The sequence below is a fragment of the Cohnella terricola genome (assembly GCF_007786475.1).
Classification (GTDB): domain Bacteria; phylum Bacillota; class Bacilli; order Paenibacillales; family Paenibacillaceae; genus Cohnella; species Cohnella terricola.
In genome coordinates this window covers 48,257-67,355 of record NZ_VNJJ01000021.1, presented here as the reverse complement: position 1 = coordinate 67,355, position 19,099 = coordinate 48,257, and the positions used below count along the sequence as shown (strand labels likewise).

18 protein-coding genes and 1 rRNA gene are annotated in these 19,099 nt (G+C 54.4%); 18 read left to right on the top strand and 1 reads right to left on the bottom strand.

Annotation, left to right across the window (positions count from 1 at the left end):
• From FPZ45_RS23215 to pssA, 8 genes are all read left to right on the top strand, one after another.
• Positions 1-112, top strand: a 23S ribosomal RNA gene (locus tag FPZ45_RS23215); the annotation flags it as partial.
• A gap of 768 nt (positions 113-880) precedes the next feature.
• Entirely contained in the window at positions 881-1,342 is a 462-nt protein-coding gene (locus FPZ45_RS23210) for a CtsR family transcriptional regulator (protein ID WP_144706995.1), read from the top strand.
• A gap of 17 nt (positions 1,343-1,359) precedes the next feature.
• Positions 1,360-1,872, top strand: a complete 513-nt coding sequence (mcsA, locus tag FPZ45_RS23205; protein WP_144706993.1) for a protein-arginine kinase activator protein McsA — start codon at positions 1,360-1,362, stop codon at positions 1,870-1,872.
• A 16-nt stretch (positions 1,873-1,888) separates the two neighbouring features.
• Positions 1,889-2,953, top strand: coding sequence for a protein arginine kinase (gene mcsB / locus FPZ45_RS23200; protein ID WP_144706991.1), 1,065 nt, complete (start codon positions 1,889-1,891; stop codon positions 2,951-2,953).
• A gap of 35 nt (positions 2,954-2,988) precedes the next feature.
• Positions 2,989-5,436, top strand: coding sequence for an ATP-dependent protease ATP-binding subunit ClpC (gene clpC / locus FPZ45_RS23195; protein ID WP_144706989.1), 2,448 nt, complete (start codon positions 2,989-2,991; stop codon positions 5,434-5,436).
• Positions 5,437-5,611: 175 nt separating this feature from the next.
• Complete coding sequence (radA, locus tag FPZ45_RS23190; RefSeq protein ID WP_144706987.1) at positions 5,612-6,979, top strand: DNA repair protein RadA; 1,368 nt, start codon at positions 5,612-5,614, stop codon at positions 6,977-6,979.
• Between the two features lie 14 nt (positions 6,980-6,993).
• Positions 6,994-8,103 (top strand): DNA integrity scanning diadenylate cyclase DisA, encoded by a 1,110-nt coding sequence (gene disA / locus FPZ45_RS23185; protein ID WP_186438530.1) that lies wholly within the window; start codon positions 6,994-6,996, stop codon positions 8,101-8,103.
• A gap of 113 nt (positions 8,104-8,216) precedes the next feature.
• Complete coding sequence (gene pssA, locus FPZ45_RS23180; protein WP_144706985.1) at positions 8,217-8,963, top strand: CDP-diacylglycerol--serine O-phosphatidyltransferase; 747 nt, start codon at positions 8,217-8,219, stop codon at positions 8,961-8,963.
• 94 nt (positions 8,964-9,057) lie between these two features.
• On the opposite strand, the gene FPZ45_RS23175 is transcribed toward pssA, so the two are convergent.
• Positions 9,058-9,453, bottom strand: coding sequence for a nucleoside triphosphate pyrophosphohydrolase family protein (locus tag FPZ45_RS23175; RefSeq protein ID WP_144706983.1), 396 nt, complete (start codon positions 9,451-9,453; stop codon positions 9,058-9,060).
• A gap of 192 nt (positions 9,454-9,645) precedes the next feature.
• On the opposite strand from FPZ45_RS23175, the gene FPZ45_RS23170 reads away from it, so the two are divergent.
• The 10 genes from FPZ45_RS23170 (at position 9,646) to sigH (ending at position 19,088) form a co-directional block, all read left to right on the top strand.
• Positions 9,646-10,734 (top strand): PIN/TRAM domain-containing protein, encoded by a 1,089-nt coding sequence (locus FPZ45_RS23170; RefSeq protein ID WP_425457045.1) that lies wholly within the window; start codon positions 9,646-9,648, stop codon positions 10,732-10,734.
• 92 nt (positions 10,735-10,826) lie between these two features.
• Positions 10,827-11,528, top strand: a complete 702-nt coding sequence (gene ispD, locus FPZ45_RS23165) for a 2-C-methyl-D-erythritol 4-phosphate cytidylyltransferase (RefSeq protein ID WP_144706979.1) — start codon at positions 10,827-10,829, stop codon at positions 11,526-11,528.
• Positions 11,525-12,001 carry a 2-C-methyl-D-erythritol 2,4-cyclodiphosphate synthase gene (gene ispF, locus FPZ45_RS23160; protein WP_144706977.1) on the top strand — a complete coding sequence of 159 codons (477 nt, stop codon included), beginning with the start codon at positions 11,525-11,527 and terminating at the stop codon, positions 11,999-12,001. Before ispD ends, ispF begins: the two co-directional genes overlap by 4 nt.
• Before the next feature lie 29 nt (positions 12,002-12,030).
• Entirely contained in the window at positions 12,031-13,494 is a 1,464-nt protein-coding gene (gltX, locus tag FPZ45_RS23155) for a glutamate--tRNA ligase (RefSeq protein WP_144706975.1), read from the top strand.
• 624 nt (positions 13,495-14,118) lie between these two features.
• Positions 14,119-14,946, top strand: a complete 828-nt coding sequence (cysE, locus tag FPZ45_RS23150; protein ID WP_246120555.1) for a serine O-acetyltransferase — start codon at positions 14,119-14,121, stop codon at positions 14,944-14,946.
• A 6-nt stretch (positions 14,947-14,952) separates the two neighbouring features.
• Positions 14,953-16,365 (top strand): cysteine--tRNA ligase, encoded by a 1,413-nt coding sequence (gene cysS / locus FPZ45_RS23145; RefSeq protein WP_144706973.1) that lies wholly within the window; start codon positions 14,953-14,955, stop codon positions 16,363-16,365.
• The gene (locus tag FPZ45_RS23140; protein WP_144706971.1) at positions 16,362-16,799 is read left to right on the top strand and encodes a Mini-ribonuclease 3; all 438 of its coding nucleotides are present in this window, start codon (positions 16,362-16,364) and stop codon (positions 16,797-16,799) included. Before cysS ends, FPZ45_RS23140 begins: the two co-directional genes overlap by 4 nt.
• Positions 16,800-16,818: 19 nt before the next feature.
• Entirely contained in the window at positions 16,819-17,727 is a 909-nt protein-coding gene (gene rlmB / locus FPZ45_RS23135) for a 23S rRNA (guanosine(2251)-2'-O)-methyltransferase RlmB (RefSeq protein ID WP_144706969.1), read from the top strand.
• Entirely contained in the window at positions 17,720-18,268 is a 549-nt protein-coding gene (locus FPZ45_RS23130) for an NYN domain-containing protein (RefSeq protein WP_246120554.1), read from the top strand. The genes rlmB and FPZ45_RS23130 overlap by 8 nt, the downstream gene beginning before the upstream one ends.
• A gap of 172 nt (positions 18,269-18,440) precedes the next feature.
• Positions 18,441-19,088 (top strand): RNA polymerase sporulation sigma factor SigH, encoded by a 648-nt coding sequence (gene sigH, locus FPZ45_RS23125; protein ID WP_144706965.1) that lies wholly within the window; start codon positions 18,441-18,443, stop codon positions 19,086-19,088.
• The last annotated feature ends 11 nt before the right edge of the window (positions 19,089-19,099 follow it).

Genomic DNA, 19,099 nt, shown 5'->3' with positions numbered 1-19,099 from the left:
GAGATTTCCCAATTCGTAAGACCCCTGGAAGAACACCAGGTTGATAGGCTCGGGGTGGAAGCGCGGTAACGTGTGGAGCTGACGAGTACTAATCGGTCGAGGGCTTATCCTAACAGGTTGGCCTGGTAAGACAATGATACTTCACCTTCTTTCGCTCCACACTTTTGTTTCGTATCCGGTTTTCAAGGCATAAGCCGAATATAGAACACTCTCCGACCCGGAGGGTGTTTTTGTTGTTTTCAATTAGTTGCATTTTCTGCAAGTAATTACGCCGTTCTCGCGTGACCAAAGCACATTAGTTGCATTTTCTACACTTAAATCGCCCCATTTTGCTCCGAAACCACTAAACCACCCGAATTAGCTGTACAAAATACAACTATTCCCCATCAGACCGCCCAGCCGATCTAATTAGCTGTACGAAATACAACTAACCACGAATCACGCCATACGCCGCTGCCCCTCCGTCCATCCGCAATTAGTTGTATTTTCTGCAAGTAATTACGCCGTTCTCGCGTGGCCAAAGCACATTAGTTGCATTTTCAACACTTAAATCGCCCCATTTTGCTCCGTATCCACTAAACCACCCGAATTAGCTGCACCAAATACAACTAATTCCCCTCAGACCGCCCAACCGCTTGAATTAGTTGTACGAAATACAACTAACCACGAATCACGACATACGCCGCTGCCCCTCCGCCCATCCGCGCATCGCGATGTATCGAATGGAGCGCCCATATTTGCGGCACATTAAGGGGGACGTTTGCATTTTTCGGAATTAGGCGTATAATGAGGCTATAGTCAAAGAAAGTCAAAGTCAGATCCGCCCCTGATTGACCATTCGGCATATGCCGGTTTGTCATCGACGAAAGGAGGTTGGACGTTGCGTAATATTTCCGATCTTATCGAACAATATTTGAAGCAAAGCTTGGAGAACAGCTCGGAAGGCGCGATCGAGATTCAGCGAAGCGATCTGGCGGATAGGTTCTCTTGCGTGCCCTCGCAGATCAATTACGTGATCAGCACACGGTTTACGCTCGAGAAGGGCTATTTCGTGGAAAGCAAACGCGGAGGCGGCGGATACATCCGTATACAACGCGTTAGCCTTCCCTCGCTCGAGGCGGTTCAGCGCCATATCCGGCAGACGGTGGGAGAACGGATCGACCAGACGACGGCGGAAGGACTGGTCTACCAATTGGCGGAAGCCCGTTTCGTGACTGAGCGGGAAGCGTATCTGCTCAAGGCGGCCGTGTCCCGCGAGGTGCTCGCGCTTAAGCTGCCCGTCCGGGATGAAATCCGGGCGAAGCTGCTCAAGGCGATGCTGATCGCCTTGCTCGCGAAATAGGAAGGAGGCATGATGCCATGCAGTGTCAAGAATGCGGCAAACGCCCGGCAACTCTCCATTTTACGAAGATCGTAAACGGGGAGAAAACCGAGCTTCACATCTGCGAAACGTGCGCAAGGGAGAAAGGGGAGCTGTTGCCCGGAACCTCGAGCGGCTTTTCCATCCATAACTTGCTGTCGGGCCTGCTCGATTTCGAGCCTCATAATCCGAATCCGGCCGCGAGGCCTCAGGCGGTAAAATGCGATACGTGCGGCATGACGTACGCGCAATTCAGCAAGATCGGCCGTTTTGGCTGCAGCGATTGTTACAAGCACTTCTCCGAGCGGCTTGACCCTCTTCTGAAACGAGTCCACGGCAATACGGTTCACGTCGGCAAAGTGCCTAAGCGGGCAGGAGGCCATCTTCAGACAAAGAGGGAAATCGATCGGCTGAAGAAGGAAATGCAAGGCCGCATCGAGCGAGAGGATTTCGAGACGGCGGCGCAGTTGCGGGACCGGATACGCGAGCTTGAGAACGAAATGAGCGGTTGAGGGGCGGGAAATAGCGATGGCCAAAAAAAAATTTACGAAACAAGCGCTAAGTCAATGGATGAAGGGCGAAGGCCCCGATTCTGACGTCGTCATCAGCAGCCGCGTGCGCATCGCGCGCAATCTGCGCAACCAGCCGTTTCCGCTAATGGCTAGTCCCGAACAATCGTCATCCGCGATGGAGCAGTTGCTCTGCGTGGCGGAGAGCGGCAGGCTCAACGGGCTGGGTAAAATCGAGCAGATCCGAATGTCGGAGCTGACGGAGCTGGAGAAGCTCGTTCTGGTGGAGAAGCATCTTATCAGTCCGAGCCTGGCGAACGAATCGCGTAATTCGGCTTTGATTCTGAGCCCGAACGAAGATATCAGCATCATGATTAACGAAGAAGACCATTTGCGCATTCAATGTTTAAGCCCGGGATTTCAGGTTAGGGAAGCATGGGAAACGGCCAGCAAAATCGACGATATTTTCGAGGAGCAGGTCGACTATGCGTTCGATGAGAAGCATGGATACTTAACGAGCTGCCCGACCAACGTCGGTTCGGGAATTCGGGCTTCGGTCATGATGCACTTGCCGGCGCTTGTAATGACGGGACAAATCAATCGGATCTTGTCCGCAGTGACTCAAGTCGGGCTGGCTGTCAGAGGAGTATACGGCGAAGGCAGCGAGGCGACGGGGAATTTGTTTCAAGTGTCCAACCAAGTGACGCTCGGGCAATCGGAACAAGAAATTATCGAAAATCTGTTCCAGGTCGCGCGCCAGATCATCGAGCACGAGAGATCTGCCAGAGGCAAACTGCTGGACGAATCCTTCCTTCGCGTGGAGGATCGGGTACGCCGGTCGTTCGGCGTTCTGACGCAGGCGAGAATCATGGATACGAAGGAAGCTTCTCAGCGATTATCCGACGTTCGGCTAGGTTACCATTTGGGACTGCTTCCCGAAGTGGATTCGCTCGTCTTGAACGAACTGCTTGTCTCGATGCAGCCGGGATTTCTTCAGATGACGTTCGGAGAAGCGATGAGTCCGGAAGACAGGGACAGATCGAGAGCGGAATTAATCCGTTCGCGACTGGTAACTCTTTCTTAAATGTTTTATTCTTAACTTATTAGGAGGTGTGTCTCATGATGTTTGGCAGGTTTACGGAACGTGCGCAGAAGGTATTGGCCTTGGCTCAGGAAGAAGCAGTGCGGTTGGGACACAATAATATAGGTACGGAACATATTCTGCTCGGATTGATCCGGGAAGGGGAAAGCATCGCCGCCAAAGCGCTGATCGCGCTTGGACTGGGTCTCGAGAAGATCCAGGATGAAGTCGAGTCCTTGATCGGTCGCGGACAAGAGCAGCCGACGAATATTGCTTATACCCCGCGGGCTAAGAAAGTGATTGAGCTGTCCATGGACGAAGCTCGTAAGCTGGGCCACACCTATGTGGGCACGGAGCATATTCTGCTTGGCCTCATTCGCGAAGGGGAAGGCGTCGCGGCTCGCGTGCTGAACAATCTGGGAATCAGCTTGAACAAAGCGCGGCAACAAGTGCTGCAGTTGCTCGGAAGCAACGAGAGCGTATCCCAGAACCATGGCCCTTCGTCGAACGTAAGCACGCCGACGCTCGATGGTCTGGCTAGGGATTTGACCGCAAGCGCGAAAGAAGGCAACATCGATCCGGTCATCGGACGGCAGAAGGAAATCGAGCGCGTCATTCAAGTGCTCTCTCGCCGCACGAAGAATAACCCGGTGCTGATCGGGGAACCCGGTGTCGGTAAAACGGCAATCGCTGAAGGCCTTGCCCAAAGAATCGTCAACAACGAAATTCCCGAGACGCTGCGCGATAAGCGCGTCATGACGCTCGATATGGGCTCCGTCGTGGCGGGCACGAAATATCGCGGCGAATTCGAGGATCGCTTGAAAAAAATCATGGACGAAATTCGTCAAGCGGGCAACGTCATCCTATTCATCGACGAGTTGCACACGCTGATCGGTGCGGGAGGCGCGGAAGGCGCGATCGACGCTTCTAACATTCTGAAGCCTGCGCTTGCACGCGGCGAGCTGCAATGTATCGGCGCGACAACGCTGGACGAATACCGCAAATATATCGAGAAGGACGCGGCCCTGGAGCGTCGGTTCCAACCGATCACAGTGGATCAGCCGACTCCGGAAGAAGCCATTCAAATTCTGCTCGGCCTGCGCGACCGTTACGAAGCGCATCACCGCGTGAAAATGACCGACGAGGCGATCGAAGCGGCGGTTAAATTGTCCGACCGTTACATTCCGGATCGGTTCCTGCCGGATAAAGCGATCGACCTGATCGACGAGGCAGGTTCCAAAGTGAGGCTGAACTCGTATACGGTACCGCCTAATCTGAAACAGCTGGAAACGAGACTCGAGGATATCCGCAAAGAAAAGGACGCCGCCGTCCAAAGCCAGGAATTCGAGAAGGCGGCCGCCCTTCGCGATACGGAACAGAAAATCCGCGAAGAGCTCGACTATACGAAAAACCAATGGAAAGAAAAACAAGGCCGCACCGATTCCGAGGTTACGCCTGAAGACATCGCCCAGGTCGTGGCGAGCTGGACCGGTATTCCGGTCAGCAAGCTTGCCGAGGAAGAGACGGAACGCCTGCTGAATATGGAAAGCATTCTTCACGATCGCGTCATCGGTCAAGAAGAGGCTGTCAAATCCGTATCTCGCGCCATCCGCCGCGCCCGTGCCGGTCTGAAAGATCCGAAACGCCCGATGGGCTCCTTCATCTTCCTCGGACCGACAGGCGTAGGTAAAACCGAGCTTGCTCGCGCGATCGCGGAAGCGATGTTCGGCGACGAGAACGCGGTTATCCGCATCGACATGTCGGAGTATATGGAGAAACACTCCACGTCCCGTCTTGTCGGAGCGCCTCCGGGGTATGTCGGATACGATGAAGGCGGCCAATTGACGGAGAAAGTCCGCCGCAAGCCATACTCGGTCGTGCTGCTCGACGAGATCGAGAAAGCTCATCCGGAAGTGTTCAACATCTTGCTTCAAGTGCTTGAGGACGGCCGTCTGACGGATTCCAAAGGACGTTCGGTCGACTTCCGCAACACCCTGATCATCATGACGTCCAACGTCGGCGCTGAGCAAATCAAGAAAAACTCGACGCTCGGTTTCACAGCCGCCCAAGACGCCGGACGCGATTATCAGAATATGAAAGAAAAAGTGCTTGCCGAACTGAAGAAGTCGTTCCGTCCGGAATTCCTGAACCGGATCGACGAGTCTATCGTATTCCACCCGCTGAACGAAGAGCATATCGCTCAGATCGTTACGCTGATGGCAGACGATCTTCGCAAACGTCTCGTCGAGCACAACGTCAGCTTTGAGCTGACCGACGCGGCTAAAGCGTTCTTGGCTAAGGAAGGCTACGACCCGCAATACGGAGCACGGCCGCTTCGCAGAGCGATTCAGAAGCATATCGAGGATCGTCTGTCCGAAGATCTGCTGCTCGGCAAAATTTCCAAAGGCCACGCGTTGATCATCGACGAGGAAGACGGAAATCTTGTTGTTAAGCAGAAGGGCGAAATTGAATTATCGAAAGCCTGATTCCTGATCGATCGTTTCGAACTCCAACCTCCAAACCCCGTTTATCGGGGTTCGGAGGTTTTTATTTTGCCGTTCGCGGCATGTCAGGTTTCTCTATACTGATGGAAATGGTAGAATCTTAAGATGGAGACACAACCATCTTTTTTCATTATTTACTAAAGGAGCGGCCTATCCCATGGCGAAGGTTAAAATAAAATTCGCTTGCACCCAATGCGGGACGGAGTCCCCGAAATGGATGGGCAAGTGTCCAGGCTGCAACGAGTGGAATACGATGGTCGAAGAAACCGAGACGGAGATCAAGGCTCCGGTAGGCAGGAGCGAATTGACTCGGACGAAAGAAAAAGCACGCGCGATCATAGATATAGAAAGCGGGCAAGAACCGCGAATCGAGACGGGAATGTCGGAGCTTAACCGGGTTCTGGGCGGGGGACTTGTTCCCGGTTCGCTGCTGCTTGTCGGCGGAGACCCTGGAATCGGGAAATCGACATTGCTGCTGCAAACTTCTTATTCCCTCTCCTCGCAAGGCTTGAGGGTACTGTACGTGTCCGGCGAGGAATCCGTTCGTCAAACCAAGCTTAGGGCGGACCGATTAGGCGCTCTGAACGATAGATTATTCGTGCTTTGCGAGACGAATCTGGAAGTGATCGAAGAAGCGATCACCGATGTGAAGCCCGATTTCCTCGTCATCGATTCCATACAAACGGTTTACCGGCCAGAGATCGCGTCGGCGCCCGGCAGCGTTGCGCAAGTCAGGGAGTGCACCGCGCATTTCATGCGCATATCCAAAGTGAACGGGGTAGCGACGGTGCTCGTCGGGCACGTCACCAAGGAAGGCGCCATCGCCGGGCCTCGGCTGCTCGAGCATATGGTCGATTGCGTACTCTATTTCGAAGGTGAGAGACATCATACTTTCCGAATTTTAAGAGCGGTGAAGAACCGTTTCGGCTCTACGAACGAGATCGGGATCTTCGATATGAAGGAGGAAGGGCTAAGGGAAGTCACGAACCCTTCCGAACTGTTTCTGTCGGAGAGGCCGCTCGGCGTAGCCGGCTCGACGGTCGTAGCCAGCATGGAAGGCACCCGTCCCGTTCTTGTGGAACTGCAGGCGCTCGTATCTCCGACCCATTTTCCGTCCCCGCGACGGATGGCGTCCGGGTTCGATCATCACCGAATGGCGCTTGTCATCGCCGTGCTGGAGAAAAGAATGGGCATGTTCATGCAGAATCAGGACGCGTACTTGAACGCAGCCGGGGGCGTGAAGCTGGACGAACCGGCGACGGATCTAGCGGCCGTGGTCAGCCTGGCTTCCAGCTTTAAAGACGCACCGACAAAGCCGTACGACGCGGTATTCGGGGAAGTCGGATTAACCGGAGAAGTGCGCGCGGTGTCCAGAGCAGAACAACGGGTGAAGGAAGCGCATAAGCTGGGCTTCAAGCGGGTTATTATGCCAGAACAAAGCATGAAGGGGTGGCAGCCGCCCGAAGGCATCGTATTAATCGGAGTGAAGACGGTCGCGGAAGCGCTCAAGGCCGCATTGGAATAGGGGGGATAAATCATATGAAAGAAAATAAAGATAAAGATCCTAAGGAAAAAGAACGACACCTGCAGGAGAAGACGATGAATCAGCTGCTGCGGATGGTCGCCCCTGGAACCCCGTTCCGGGACGGGCTGGAGAATGTGCTGCGGGCCAAGACGGGCGCGCTGATCGTCGTCGGCTATAGCCCCGAAGTGATGGCGGTCGTGGACGGCGGGTTCTCCATCGATTGCGATTTTAGCCCGAACTATCTTTACGAACTTGCCAAGATGGACGGCGCGATCATTCTGAATGAAGACGTGAAGCGCATATTATATGCCAATACCCAACTCATTCCCGATTCGTCGATTCCGTCTTCGGAGACGGGAATCCGGCACCGGACCGCGGAGCGGGTCGCGAAACAAACCGGCAAGCTAGTCGTATCGATCTCCCAGCGCCGCAATGTCATTACGTTATACCAGGGGCAATTGCGATATGCGCTTAAAGAGATGGGCGTCATTCTGACGAAAGCGAACCAGGCGATTCAGACGTTGGAAAGGTATCGGGTGGTATTCACGCAAGCGCTGACCAATCTATCTGCATTGGAATTCGAAGAAATGGTTACGATGTATGAAGTTGCCCACGTCATTCAACGCGCGGAGATGGTACTGCGGATCAACAACGAAATTAATCGTTACGTGCTTGAGCTTGGCAATGAAGGCAGATTGATCAGCATGCAGAAAGAAGAGCTTGTCGGTTCGGCAGAGGAAGAAGCATGGCTGTTGCTTAAAGATTACGCGAAGGAGGACGGGGAAGCCAAAGTCCGCGAAATCCAAACGGCCATTCGCAAGCTTTCGTCCGAGGAATTGTTGGATCCGACTTCGCTGATTCGAATTCTGGGGTACCCTTCGTTAAGTTCGGTCGTGGAAGAAGGGCTTTTCCCTCGGGGATATCGGTTATTAAGCAAAATCCCGAGATTACCCGCGGTCATCACGAATAATTTGGTCGATCGTTTCAAGACGCTCCCACATATTGTCATGGCTTCCACCGAAGAACTGGACGAAGTAGACGGGATCGGGGAAGTCCGCGCGAGGGCGATCAGGGATGGTTTGAAAAGAATTCAGGAGCAGGTGTTTATTGACAGACAGATATAAGGGGAATACAATTGGAAATGTTCTGTATGGATATTCTGGGCAGATATCCAGAACGAACCGGTCGGCGCTTAATAAACCGGCTAATAGGGTATAGTAAAGTCGAGGTGGCAAACATGATTACGAAATCAATACCGAATTTATTTACCATAGGCAACTTGACCTTGGGCGTAATCGCCATCATATTAGCATTCAATAATGAAACGAATAGTTCGAATACAGCAGCGTTGCTCGTAATTATTGCCATGCTATTGGATGGTTTGGACGGGCGCGTGGCGCGCGCCTTGAATGCGCAAAGTGAATTCGGCAAGGAATTGGACTCTCTCTCCGATGTTATCTCTTTCGGGGTAGCGCCGGCCTTTATCATGTATCAAGCGGCGTTTCAGGGCGTGAATCCGGCTCTCGCATGGATCGTTACGGCGATCTTCCCGATCTGTGGAGCGTTAAGGCTCGCCAGGTTTAACGTGATCGACGGGATTCCCGGCTATTTTATCGGGCTGCCGATCCCTGCCGCGGGCGGCGTTCTGGCGACGCTGGCGCTGTTCCACAGCGAATTGCATTATTCTTTGCTGCTGATCAGCACGCTCGCGTTGTCGTTCCTGATGGTCAGCAATATGAAATATCCGAATTTCAAGAAGCTGGGACTGCCGAAAAAGGCGTTCTGGGCGATTCCGGTCGTTGTACTGGGCGCCGCGATTCTCGCGTATATGTTCCAACAGGCGATTCCCAAAGTAATTCTGGCGCTGCTGCTCCTTTATGCGCTGTGGGGCTTAAAAAAAAACGTTGAAGCGCTCCTCCCATCGAGAAGAAGGGCTAAACGCAGACAAGCCGAGGAAGAAGAAAGATCCGAACATAGCGCGTAAACCCGACTAAATCCATTCGATAAAAATGAAAAGCAGCCTTCCCGATTGCTCGGGGGCTGCTTTTTGGCGTTCAGGCTTACCGTAAACCGCGACATTAGGTGAGATTAAACCATCCGAGCGTCGAGCATTTATCCGCTTCCTGAGCCACGACGTCCTCCAGGCTGATATCGAGCAGATTGCACATGGCGGACAGATAAAATAAGTTTTTGCCCATTTCATTCTTGATGGCGTCCCGGCATTGTTCGCAGAGATTGCCTTCCATATGGGATTTCGATTGGCGATTGGCCTGATCGAGGGGCATCTCCGCGGAAAATCCTTGGTTACGCGCGTTAAGCTCGATGCAACCGCATTCCGTGATCGATTTCGATACGGACCGATTGACGGAGGCATTGGATTGGCTGTATTTCGTGACAACATCGAGCAGACTGCGATGACGGAGCAATAATTCCGACACCTGACTCTGAAATTGTTGAAGCGTAGGTGCGCTCATCCGTTCCACCTCGGTTACCTTTTATTTACTTTTTCTTCTTTATTATAGAACAAGGGCTGCGAGAATTCAAAACAAGAAACGTTTTTAAAGAAACTTTAAGAACCGGGCTGCGGGAAGGTTAGCAATTGAAAAATTGGCCCATACTACTAACGAGATTCTGAACAATGACCAGAGAGGAAGTGATTTTTAATGATCATGAAAAGAATGATTCAGACTATCGGCCTTCTTATAGGCGCGTTATTGGGCCAACAGATGTCGGCTTCGCAAATGTCGGCGGAGACTCCGTGGATGGGATCGCTGCTAGGCCCATCAAGCAGTGCGGGGAGCACCTTAAGCGCCGTCGTCGGGGCTTGCGCCGGATTTCTGCTCGCGACTTCCATCGCCACTCCGACGGCTAAATCTTTGCAACGGGGAATCGATAGGCTGTCCGGTTATCCTATGCCGGATATATTGTCCGGCTTGGTCGGATTAATATGCGGACTCGCACTTTCTTCATTCCTGTATCCGTACGTATCGGACATTCCGTATATCGGGCACGTGTTGGCGGCGGGAACGGCGCTTACGCTCGGTTATATGGGATTGAGCATCGGCTTGCGCAAAAAGGAAGAGCTCGGAGGCTTGATGAGGGAACGCGGAAGGAGCGAATCCGCGGAGAAGCAAGGACCGAGGTACGAGGAGCATAAAATTCTCGATACGAGCGTCATTATCGACGGGCGGATTGCAGACATATGCAAAACCGGGTTTATCGAAGGGACTCTAGTCATCCCCGAATTCGTATTGGAAGAGCTGCAGCATATCGCGGATTCTTCGGATCTTCTTAAACGCAATAGAGGACGCAGAGGACTGGATATTCTGAATAAAATCCAAAAGGAACTCGACGTCAAAGTATTGATCTACGAGGAAGCGAATGAAGAGCCGGGCGAAGTGGACAGCAAGCTCGTCAAGCTGGCCAAGGCGATGCAGGGCAAAGTGGTGACGAACGATTTCAACCTGAACAAGGTGTGCGAGCTGCAAGGCGTCTCCGTCCTGAATATCAACGATCTGGCCAATGCCGTGAAGCCGGTCGTGCTTCCGGGAGAAGAAATCATCGTCCAGGTGATCAAGGATGGCAAGGAACATGGACAAGGCGTCGCTTATTTGGACGACGGCACGATGATCGTAGTGGAAGGCGGAAGAGACTATATCGGAACGACGATGGAAGTGCTCGTCACAAGCGTGCTGCAGACTTCGGCGGGCCGGATGATATTCGCTAAGCCGAAGCTATTGGAAAAAGCGCTTTGACGAGGTATGATAATAGAATTACGGGCGGGACGCGCTCTAGTGTCCCGTCTTTCGTCTGTTATTATGGAATCATGCGTTAGGAGCTTATGCGAATGGATTGGGGAGCCGTCGTTGTCGCGGCAGGACGCGGAACCCGGATGGGGGCCTCGGAGAATAAAGTATATCTGGAATTGGCCGGCAGGACTGTACTTGCTCACACGCTAGAAGCGTTCGAACGCAGCATTTCTGTGAAGTCCGTCGTGTTAGTCGTCGGTCCGGGAGAGCAGGATCGCGCGACCGGTGTCGCGGAGCGGGAAGGCTTCAGGAAGATCACGCGAGTGATTATCGGAGGAGCGGAGCGTCAGGATAGCGTGTACGCCGGATTGGATGCGCTGACTACGCGGGGTGTGCTCGTGCACGATGCGGCCAGGCCGCTTGTGACGCCGGAGCAGATCGAGGCTTGCTGCGCCGCCGCGGAGGAGCATGGAGCATCGGCTCTGGCCGTGCCGGTGAAGGATACGATTAAAGTGTCCGACGGCAACGGATTTATCGTATCGACACCCGAGCGAAGTACGTTATGGAGCGTACAAACACCGCAAGCGTTCGACCGGTCCGAGCTCATGGCGGCTCATCGGCAAGCTAGGGAAGAAGGCGCGTTCGCCACGGACGACGCGATGCTGCTTGAGCGTCTGAGTCGGAAGGTTGCGATCGTTCGGGGAGATTACGCGAATTTGAAAATAACGACGCCGGAGGATTTGACGTTCGCGGAACTGCTGCTTGCGGCCAGGCGTCGGGGGGAAGGAAGTCCGAAATGATTAGAGTTGGACAAGGTTTCGATGTGCATCAATTGGTGGAGGGACGGCCCTGCATCATCGGCGGCGTGACGATCCCTTACGAGAAAGGGTTGCTCGGCCACTCGGATGCGGACGTGCTTCTGCATACGATAAGCGACGCGATTCTTGGGGCGCTGGCTCTTGGGGATATCGGCCGGCATTTTCCGGATACGGATCCGGAGTTTAAGGACGCGGACAGCGTCGTGCTGCTCCAACGCGTATGGGCCATGGCGAAGGAACACGGCTACAAGCTCGGCAACGTGGACGCGACGATCATCGCCCAAGCGCCGAAGATGGCGCCGTATATTCCGGCGATGGTATCCGTCATCGCGCGCGTCCTCGAGAGCGAGGAATCGCAGGTGAACGTGAAGGCGACGACGTCCGAGCGGCTCGGCTTCACGGGGCGCGGCGAAGGCATCGCATCGCAGGCGGCCGTGCTTCTGGTCAAGGCTTGATGAGGGAACGTTTTTAAGGAGGAATTTTCATGTCCAATAAAGTACGCGTGCGTTACGCGCCAAGCCCGACAGGGCATCTGCATATCGGCAACGCGAGAACCGCTATTTTCAACTATTTGTTCGCGCGTCACCATGGCGGCGAGTTTATTATTCGGATCGAGGACACGGACGTTAAGCGCAACGTAGCCGGGGGCGAAGAAAGCCAGCTTAAATACTTGAAATGGCTAGGAGTCGATTGGGACGAGAGTGTCGACCGCCCGGGAGAATACGGTCCGTACCGGCAGACCGAGCGTCTGGACATCTACCGTGCGCACACGCAGCAGTTGCTTGACAGAAAGCTGGCGTATCCTTGCTATTGCACGGAAGAAGAACTGGAGAAGGAACGCGAAGAGCAATCGGCACGCGGCGAGACACCGAAGTATTCGGGAAGATGCCGCCATCTCAGCGCCGAAGAACGGGCGAAGTTCGAAGCGGAAGGCCGCGTGGCAAGCACTCGGTTTACCGTTCCGGCCGATCGGACGTATACGTTCCATGACATCGTGAAGGGCGAAATTTCTTTCCGTTCGGATGATTTCGGCGACTTCGTTATCGTCAAGAAAGACGGAATTCCAACCTATAACTACGCAGTAGCTGTGGACGACCATCTGATGGAAATCTCGCACGTGCTGCGCGGCGAGGACCATATTACGAATACGCCTCGTCAGTTGATGATCTATGAAGCTTTCGATTGGGCGCCTCCGCAATTCGGGCATATGACGCTGATCGTGAACGATCAGCGCAAGAAGCTGTCCAAGCGCGACGAGTCTATCGTGCAATTCATCCAGCAATATGACGATCTGGGTTATTTGCCGGAAGCGTTGTTCAACTTCATCACCTTGCTGGGCTGGTCGCCCGAAGGGGAAGAAGAGATTTACGGTCGCGAACAGTTGATCGAAATCTTCAACGAGAACCGGCTTTCCAAGAGCCCGGCCGTATTCGATACTGCCAAGCTGAGCTGGCTTAATCAGCACTACTTGAAGCAAGCGGAGGCGGAGCGGGTAATTAGGCTTTGTATTCCGCATTTGCAATCGGCCGGCCGCATCTCGTCGGAGCCGAGCGAACGGGAGCTGGAATGGTCGACTGCGCTAGTGACGCTATTCCGCGATCATTTGCGGTTCGGGGCGGAGATCGTGGCGCAGTCGGATTTGTTCTTCCAGGAATCGTTGGCGTTCGACGACGAAGCGAAAGCCGTGCTAGCGGAAGAAACGGTTCCCGCTGTTCTAGGCGCTTTCCTGAAGGAGATCGAGGGCGCCGGCGAGGAAGGCTTCTCCATCGACAACATGAAGAGTTTGATCAAAGCGGTGCAGACCGCGACCGGCGTCAAGGGCAAAGGCTTGTTCATGCCGATCCGCGTCGCCTTGACGGGACAAACCCACGGGCCGGATCTGAACGGCACGATCTGGCTGCTCGGCCGCGACAAAGTGCTGAAGCGGCTGAAGGAGCAGCTCGCTTGAGGAAAGCGCGAGCATAGATAGGCTCCCGCGCAGATGGCTGGTCTTCTCTTGTCACCTATGCGGGGTTCGGCTATACTTGAGCTATATCGAAAACGTGCGACGAACAGGAAAAGTAAGTTTGGCGAAGGAATGCCCAGAGAGGGCGGACACGGCTGAGAGCCGCCTCATTCCCGCGAAACCGAAATGCGCCTGGGAGCCGCGCCGCCGAGCGGACAACCGACGGTACCGCGAATTTCCTCGCGATACGGAAGGCAGATGCCGTTAAGCGGCGCCGGGGGGAACCCGTTACCATCCCTAGAGGGGCCAGGCGAGATTTCCGACGCCGGCTCGAGCAGAGTGGGACCACGTCAAGACGTCTCTGCAGCATTTGCTGCAGGGACTTTTTTTATTTAACGATGAAAAACATCGCTATCAAGCGGGGGAGTCCTGAACAGCAGGCCGATAACGATGAAGAACATCGTAATTAGCGTCGCCAACGTGGACAGGAGACCTGGTTTCCCGCTAATAACGATGTAAAACATCGCTTCTGCAGGAACAAAACGGGTAAACGATTAGATTAGCGATGTTAAATATCGTTATTCACGAAGTCGCGTCTTAAAGAGAGAGAGACAGGGGGGAAGGAACATGGGAGTATGGAGAACGGTCAAATTGGATATCGAAGCGGTCTTTGAGAATGACCCCGCTGCCCGAAGCTGGTTCGAAGTGGTGTTTACGTACGCGGGGTTGCACGCGATCTGGGCACATCGTATAGCTCATTTCTTCTATCGCCGCAGATTCTTTTCCATTGCCCGCGTCATTTCGCAGATCAGCCGATTTTTTACCGGTATCGAGATTCACCCCGGAGCACGAATCGGCAAGAAGCTGTTTATCGATCACGGGATGGGCGTTGTCATCGGCGAAACGTGCGAGATCGGCGACGAAGTCGTCATCTACCAAGGCGTCACGCTTGGCGGTACGGGTAAGGAAAAAGGCAAGCGCCACCCGACGATCGGCAACCGGGTCGTCATCGCTTCCGGGGCTAAAGTACTCGGATCGTTCACGGTGGGGGATTACTCTAATATCGGCGCCAATTCCGTCGTGCTTCGCGAAGTTCCGGCCAACAGCACCGTCGTCGGCATCCCCGGCCGCATCGTCAAGCGCAACGGCAAGAAAATCGGGGACCGTCTTGACCACACGAGTCTGCCGGACCCGGTCATTGAGACGTTCCGTTTCATGCAGAAGGAAATCAACGAGCTTAGAGACGAGATCGAAGCGCTTAAAGGAAATGATATTAGCGGGAGCAGAAAGCACGGATCGGGGCTGGCGGGTCAGCATGACAATCCGACGCCAGAGATTCCGACCTGCGTGGCCGAGCATCCGGAATTCGCCGCCAAGCATCGGTCGAATCCCCCCGCAACGGAAGAGAAGAATGAGTCCGTCAACGTGCCGGAACTCGAAAATAAAAGGAGCTAACGTAACGTGAACTTGAAAATCTACGATAGCATGACCCGGGATCTCCAACCTTTCGTTCCTCGCGAACAGGGAAAGGTGAATATGTACGTATGCGGGCCGACCGTATACGACTATATCCATATCGGAAACGCGCGTCCGGTTATCTTCTTCGACGTCGTCAGACGCTACTTGGAAGCGGTCGGATTCGATGTCAATTACATCGTGAACTATACGGACGTCGACGACAAAATGATCCGCAAAGCGGCGGAGATGGGAATCACCGTGCCCGAGCTAGCGGAGAAGTTCATCGCCGCCTTCAAAGAAGACCGCGAAGCGCTAGGTGCCAAGACGCCTACTGTGGCGCCTAGGGTCACCGAGACGATCGAGGAAATCGTAGCGTTCATCGGCGAGCTGGTGGAACAGGGCAAAGCTTACGAAAGCGGTGGGGACGTCTATTTCCGCACGAGCACATTTCCGGAATACGGCAAGCTCTCCCACAAAAACCTGGACGAATTGCAATACGGCATCCGGATCGACGTCGACGAGCGCAAGGAGAATCCACAGGACTTCGTGCTCTGGAAAGCAGCCAAACCAGGCGAGATCCATTGGTCCAGCCCATGGGGCGAAGGACGTCCCGGTTGGCATATCGAATGCTCCGCGATGGTTCGCAAATTCGCGGGCGACACGCTCGATATTCACGGCGGCGGACACGATCTGCAGTTCCCGCATCACGAGTGCGAGATCGCCCAATCCGAATCGCTCACTGGCGAACCGTTATCCCGCTATTGGATGCACAACGGATTCGTCAATATCAATAACGAGAAAATGTCGAAGTCGCTCGGCAACGGCATAAACGTAAGGCAATTGTTGAAAAATACGAGCCGTTACGCGATTCGATATCTGATGCTGGCGACACACTACCGCAGCCCGCTGAACTTCAGCGACGAGACAATCCGGCAAGCGAACAACAGCGTGGAAAGATTGACGAACAACCGCGACAACGTAAAGCACCGGCTTTCGACCGTGGCTAAGGGGAGCTTATCCCTACCGGCAAACGAGGGTCTTCGTTCGCGCCTAGAGCAGCATAGAGCGGATTTCCATTCCCGCATGCAGGACGACTTCAGCACACCGGACGCGATTACGGCCTGGTTCGGCGTCGTATCCGAAGTTAATGCGTATTTGCAGCGGGAAGCGGTCAGCGAGTCGGACCTGCTGTTCATTCTCGACTTGATCGCGGAGATGAACGGCGTCCTCGGCTTGTTGCCTTCGGAAGAGGAAGCGGGCCTGTTGGACGAAGAGGTGGACGCGCTGATCGCCGAGCGGACGCTGGCCCGCGCCAACCGCAATTTCGCCCGGGCGGACGAGATCCGAGATCTGCTCGCGGAACGGGGCATTCTGCTCGAAGACACGCCGCAAGGCATCCGTTGGCGGCGCAAATGACGGAACGTGCAGTGAGTCCAGCTCAGCCGCCCGTTATTTCGCCTGTCGTTCCCGAGGACGTTCCCGTCCATTTGCTGTCTCCAATCGTTCTGGCGTATGTCGGAGACGCGGTTTTCGAGATCTATATCCGGCAGCGGCTCGTGGCGGGCTATAACCGAAAGCCCCACGAGTTGCACCGGGCAGCCACCGGCTACGTGTCCGCCGCCGCTCAGGCGAAGCTTCTTCAACGCTGGATGCCTCATCTCACAGAGGAGGAATCGGACATCGTCCGCAGGGGGCGGAATACGAAATCCGGCCAGCCGCCGAGAAACGCCGACCCCGGCGACTACCGCCATGCGACCGCTTTGGAATGCTTGGTCGGCTACTTGTACTACAAAGGAGAAAAAGAGCGCTTGGAGCAGCTGATCGATATGGCCTTCTCCGAAGCGCATTAAACGATAAAGGAAGATGAACATGGGCAATAATCATCCGAGATCGCCGGGCGGCAACCGTTCCTCCGGCAACTCGAAACCGCATGCCAAGGGCGATCGTAAACACGACGAGCCATTCGTGGAACCCTATTCGGAGGGCTCTGCCGAAGAGTACGTGGCCGGCAAGCATCCTGTGCTAGAGGCTCTCAAGGCAGGCCGCTCGATCAACAAAATATTTATGTCCAATCAAGCGCAGCGTTCACTCGTGCAGCCGATTATGGACGAGGCGAAAGCCCGGGGCATCGTCGTGCAGCAAGTGGATAAGAGCAAGCTAGACCGGCTAGTTCCGGATATGCAGCACCAGGGCGTGGTCGCGCAAGCGGCGGCGGTCTCCTATGCGGACGTGGACGAGCTGCTGGCACGAGCGGCGGAGCGGGGCGAAGATCCCTTGATCGTGCTGCTCGACGAGATCGAGGACCCTCATAACTTGGGCTCGATTCTTCGTACAGCCGATTGCACCGGCGTACACGGCGTGATCGTTCCAAAGCGCCGCAGCGCGGGGCTGACGGCGGTCGTCGCCAAAACGTCGGCCGGAGCGGTGGAATACGTGCCGGTCGCGAGAGTCGCGAATCTGGTGCAAACGATGGAGAAGCTGAAGGAAGCGGGCTTGTGGATCGCAGGCGCGGATGTCGGCGCCAAGGAAGGCTTCTATGAGTCGAACCTGACCGGACCGCTCGCTATCGTCATCGGCAACGAAGGACAGGGCCTATCCAGGCTCGTTAAAGAAAGATGCGATTTTATTTTGTCGCTTCCGATGGTCGGACAGATCAACTCGCTGAACGCTTCCGTCGCGACCGGCGTCATCTTGTACGAGGTCGTTCGCCAGCGTCAGCAGGCTGCTCTGAAGAAAAGAGGCGCGGCGCAGGCGGGTATCGAATCGGATCATGCGTGACCGGAGAATGTTCCAGAAGGAAGACGTTCTGCTCGTCGACGGCTACAACATGATCGGAGCTTGGCCGGAATTGGCCGAACTCAAGGAAGAGAAGCTGGAAGATGCGAGAGATCGGCTGCTGGACATGCTTTCCGATTATCAGAGTTACGCTGGGCTTATCCTGATTGTCGTTTTCGACGCCTTCCGCGTATCCGGGGCGGGCGTGGAATATCGACATCGGAAGAAATTCAGCGTCGTATACACTCGCGAGCGCGAGACCGCGGACGAATGCATCGAACGGTTGGTCGGAGAGTGGACGTCGGTGAAGCGCGATATATACGTGGCCACTTCCGATCTGGTCGAACAGCACGTGGCGTTCGGACGCGGAGCTCTCCGCGTCTCGGCGCGCGAGCTTTTTCATGCGGTTAAGCAAAGCCGGACAGATATCCAAACGGCCATCAAGAACGATAAACAATTGAAAAAAAATCCGCTTGAAGGCGTTCTTCCCGAAGACGTGCAGCAACGACTGGAACGCATGCGGAGAGGACTTGGGGATTCCTGACAGTCTGTGTTGGATTATGTCGAAATGTGGATTCCGATTACATTTTTACCATTCTGGTCGCGGGGGCGCCAAGCTCAAATTGATTGACGCTATGCGCTAGATCAAGTATATTGATTATAAGTTTGGTAGAGTAAGAGGTTCCAGTACGCCATTGCAGACCGGAGGGATGTTCGTGAGCGTCGACTTGGAGAGGCTGGCAACGCTTGATTACGACTTCAAGGCCGACGAGGACATCGTTGAGTTCGTTCGTTTGGGCGATAGCGGAGCGTTGGAGTACCTCATTAACAAATATCGTAATTTCGTGCGGGCCAAAGCGCGTTCTTATTTTCTTATCGGAGCGGAACGGGAAGATATCGTACAAGAAGGAATGATCGGCCTTTACAAGGCGATTCGCGACTTCAAGGGAGATAAGCTCGCTTCGTTCAAGGCTTTTGCCGAGCTGTGCATCACCCGGCAGATTATTACGGCGATCAAGACGGCGACCCGCCAGAAACATATTCCTTTGAACTCCTACGTATCTTTAGATAAACCGATCTACGACGAAGATTCCGACCGAACGCTTCTGGATGTCATTTGCGGTTCGAGAGTATGCGATCCTGAGGAAATGATCATCAATCAAGAGGAATTCTACGGCCTTGAGGATAAGATGACCGAGATTCTTAGCGATCTCGAGCGCAAGGTGCTAATGCTATACTTGGACGGACGCTCGTACCAGGAGATTGCCGTTGATCTCGACCGTCATGTGAAGTCGATCGACAACGCTCTCCAACGGGTGAAACGCAAGCTCGAACGGTATCTTGAAGTGCGGGACATCGTATAAGCAGATATATA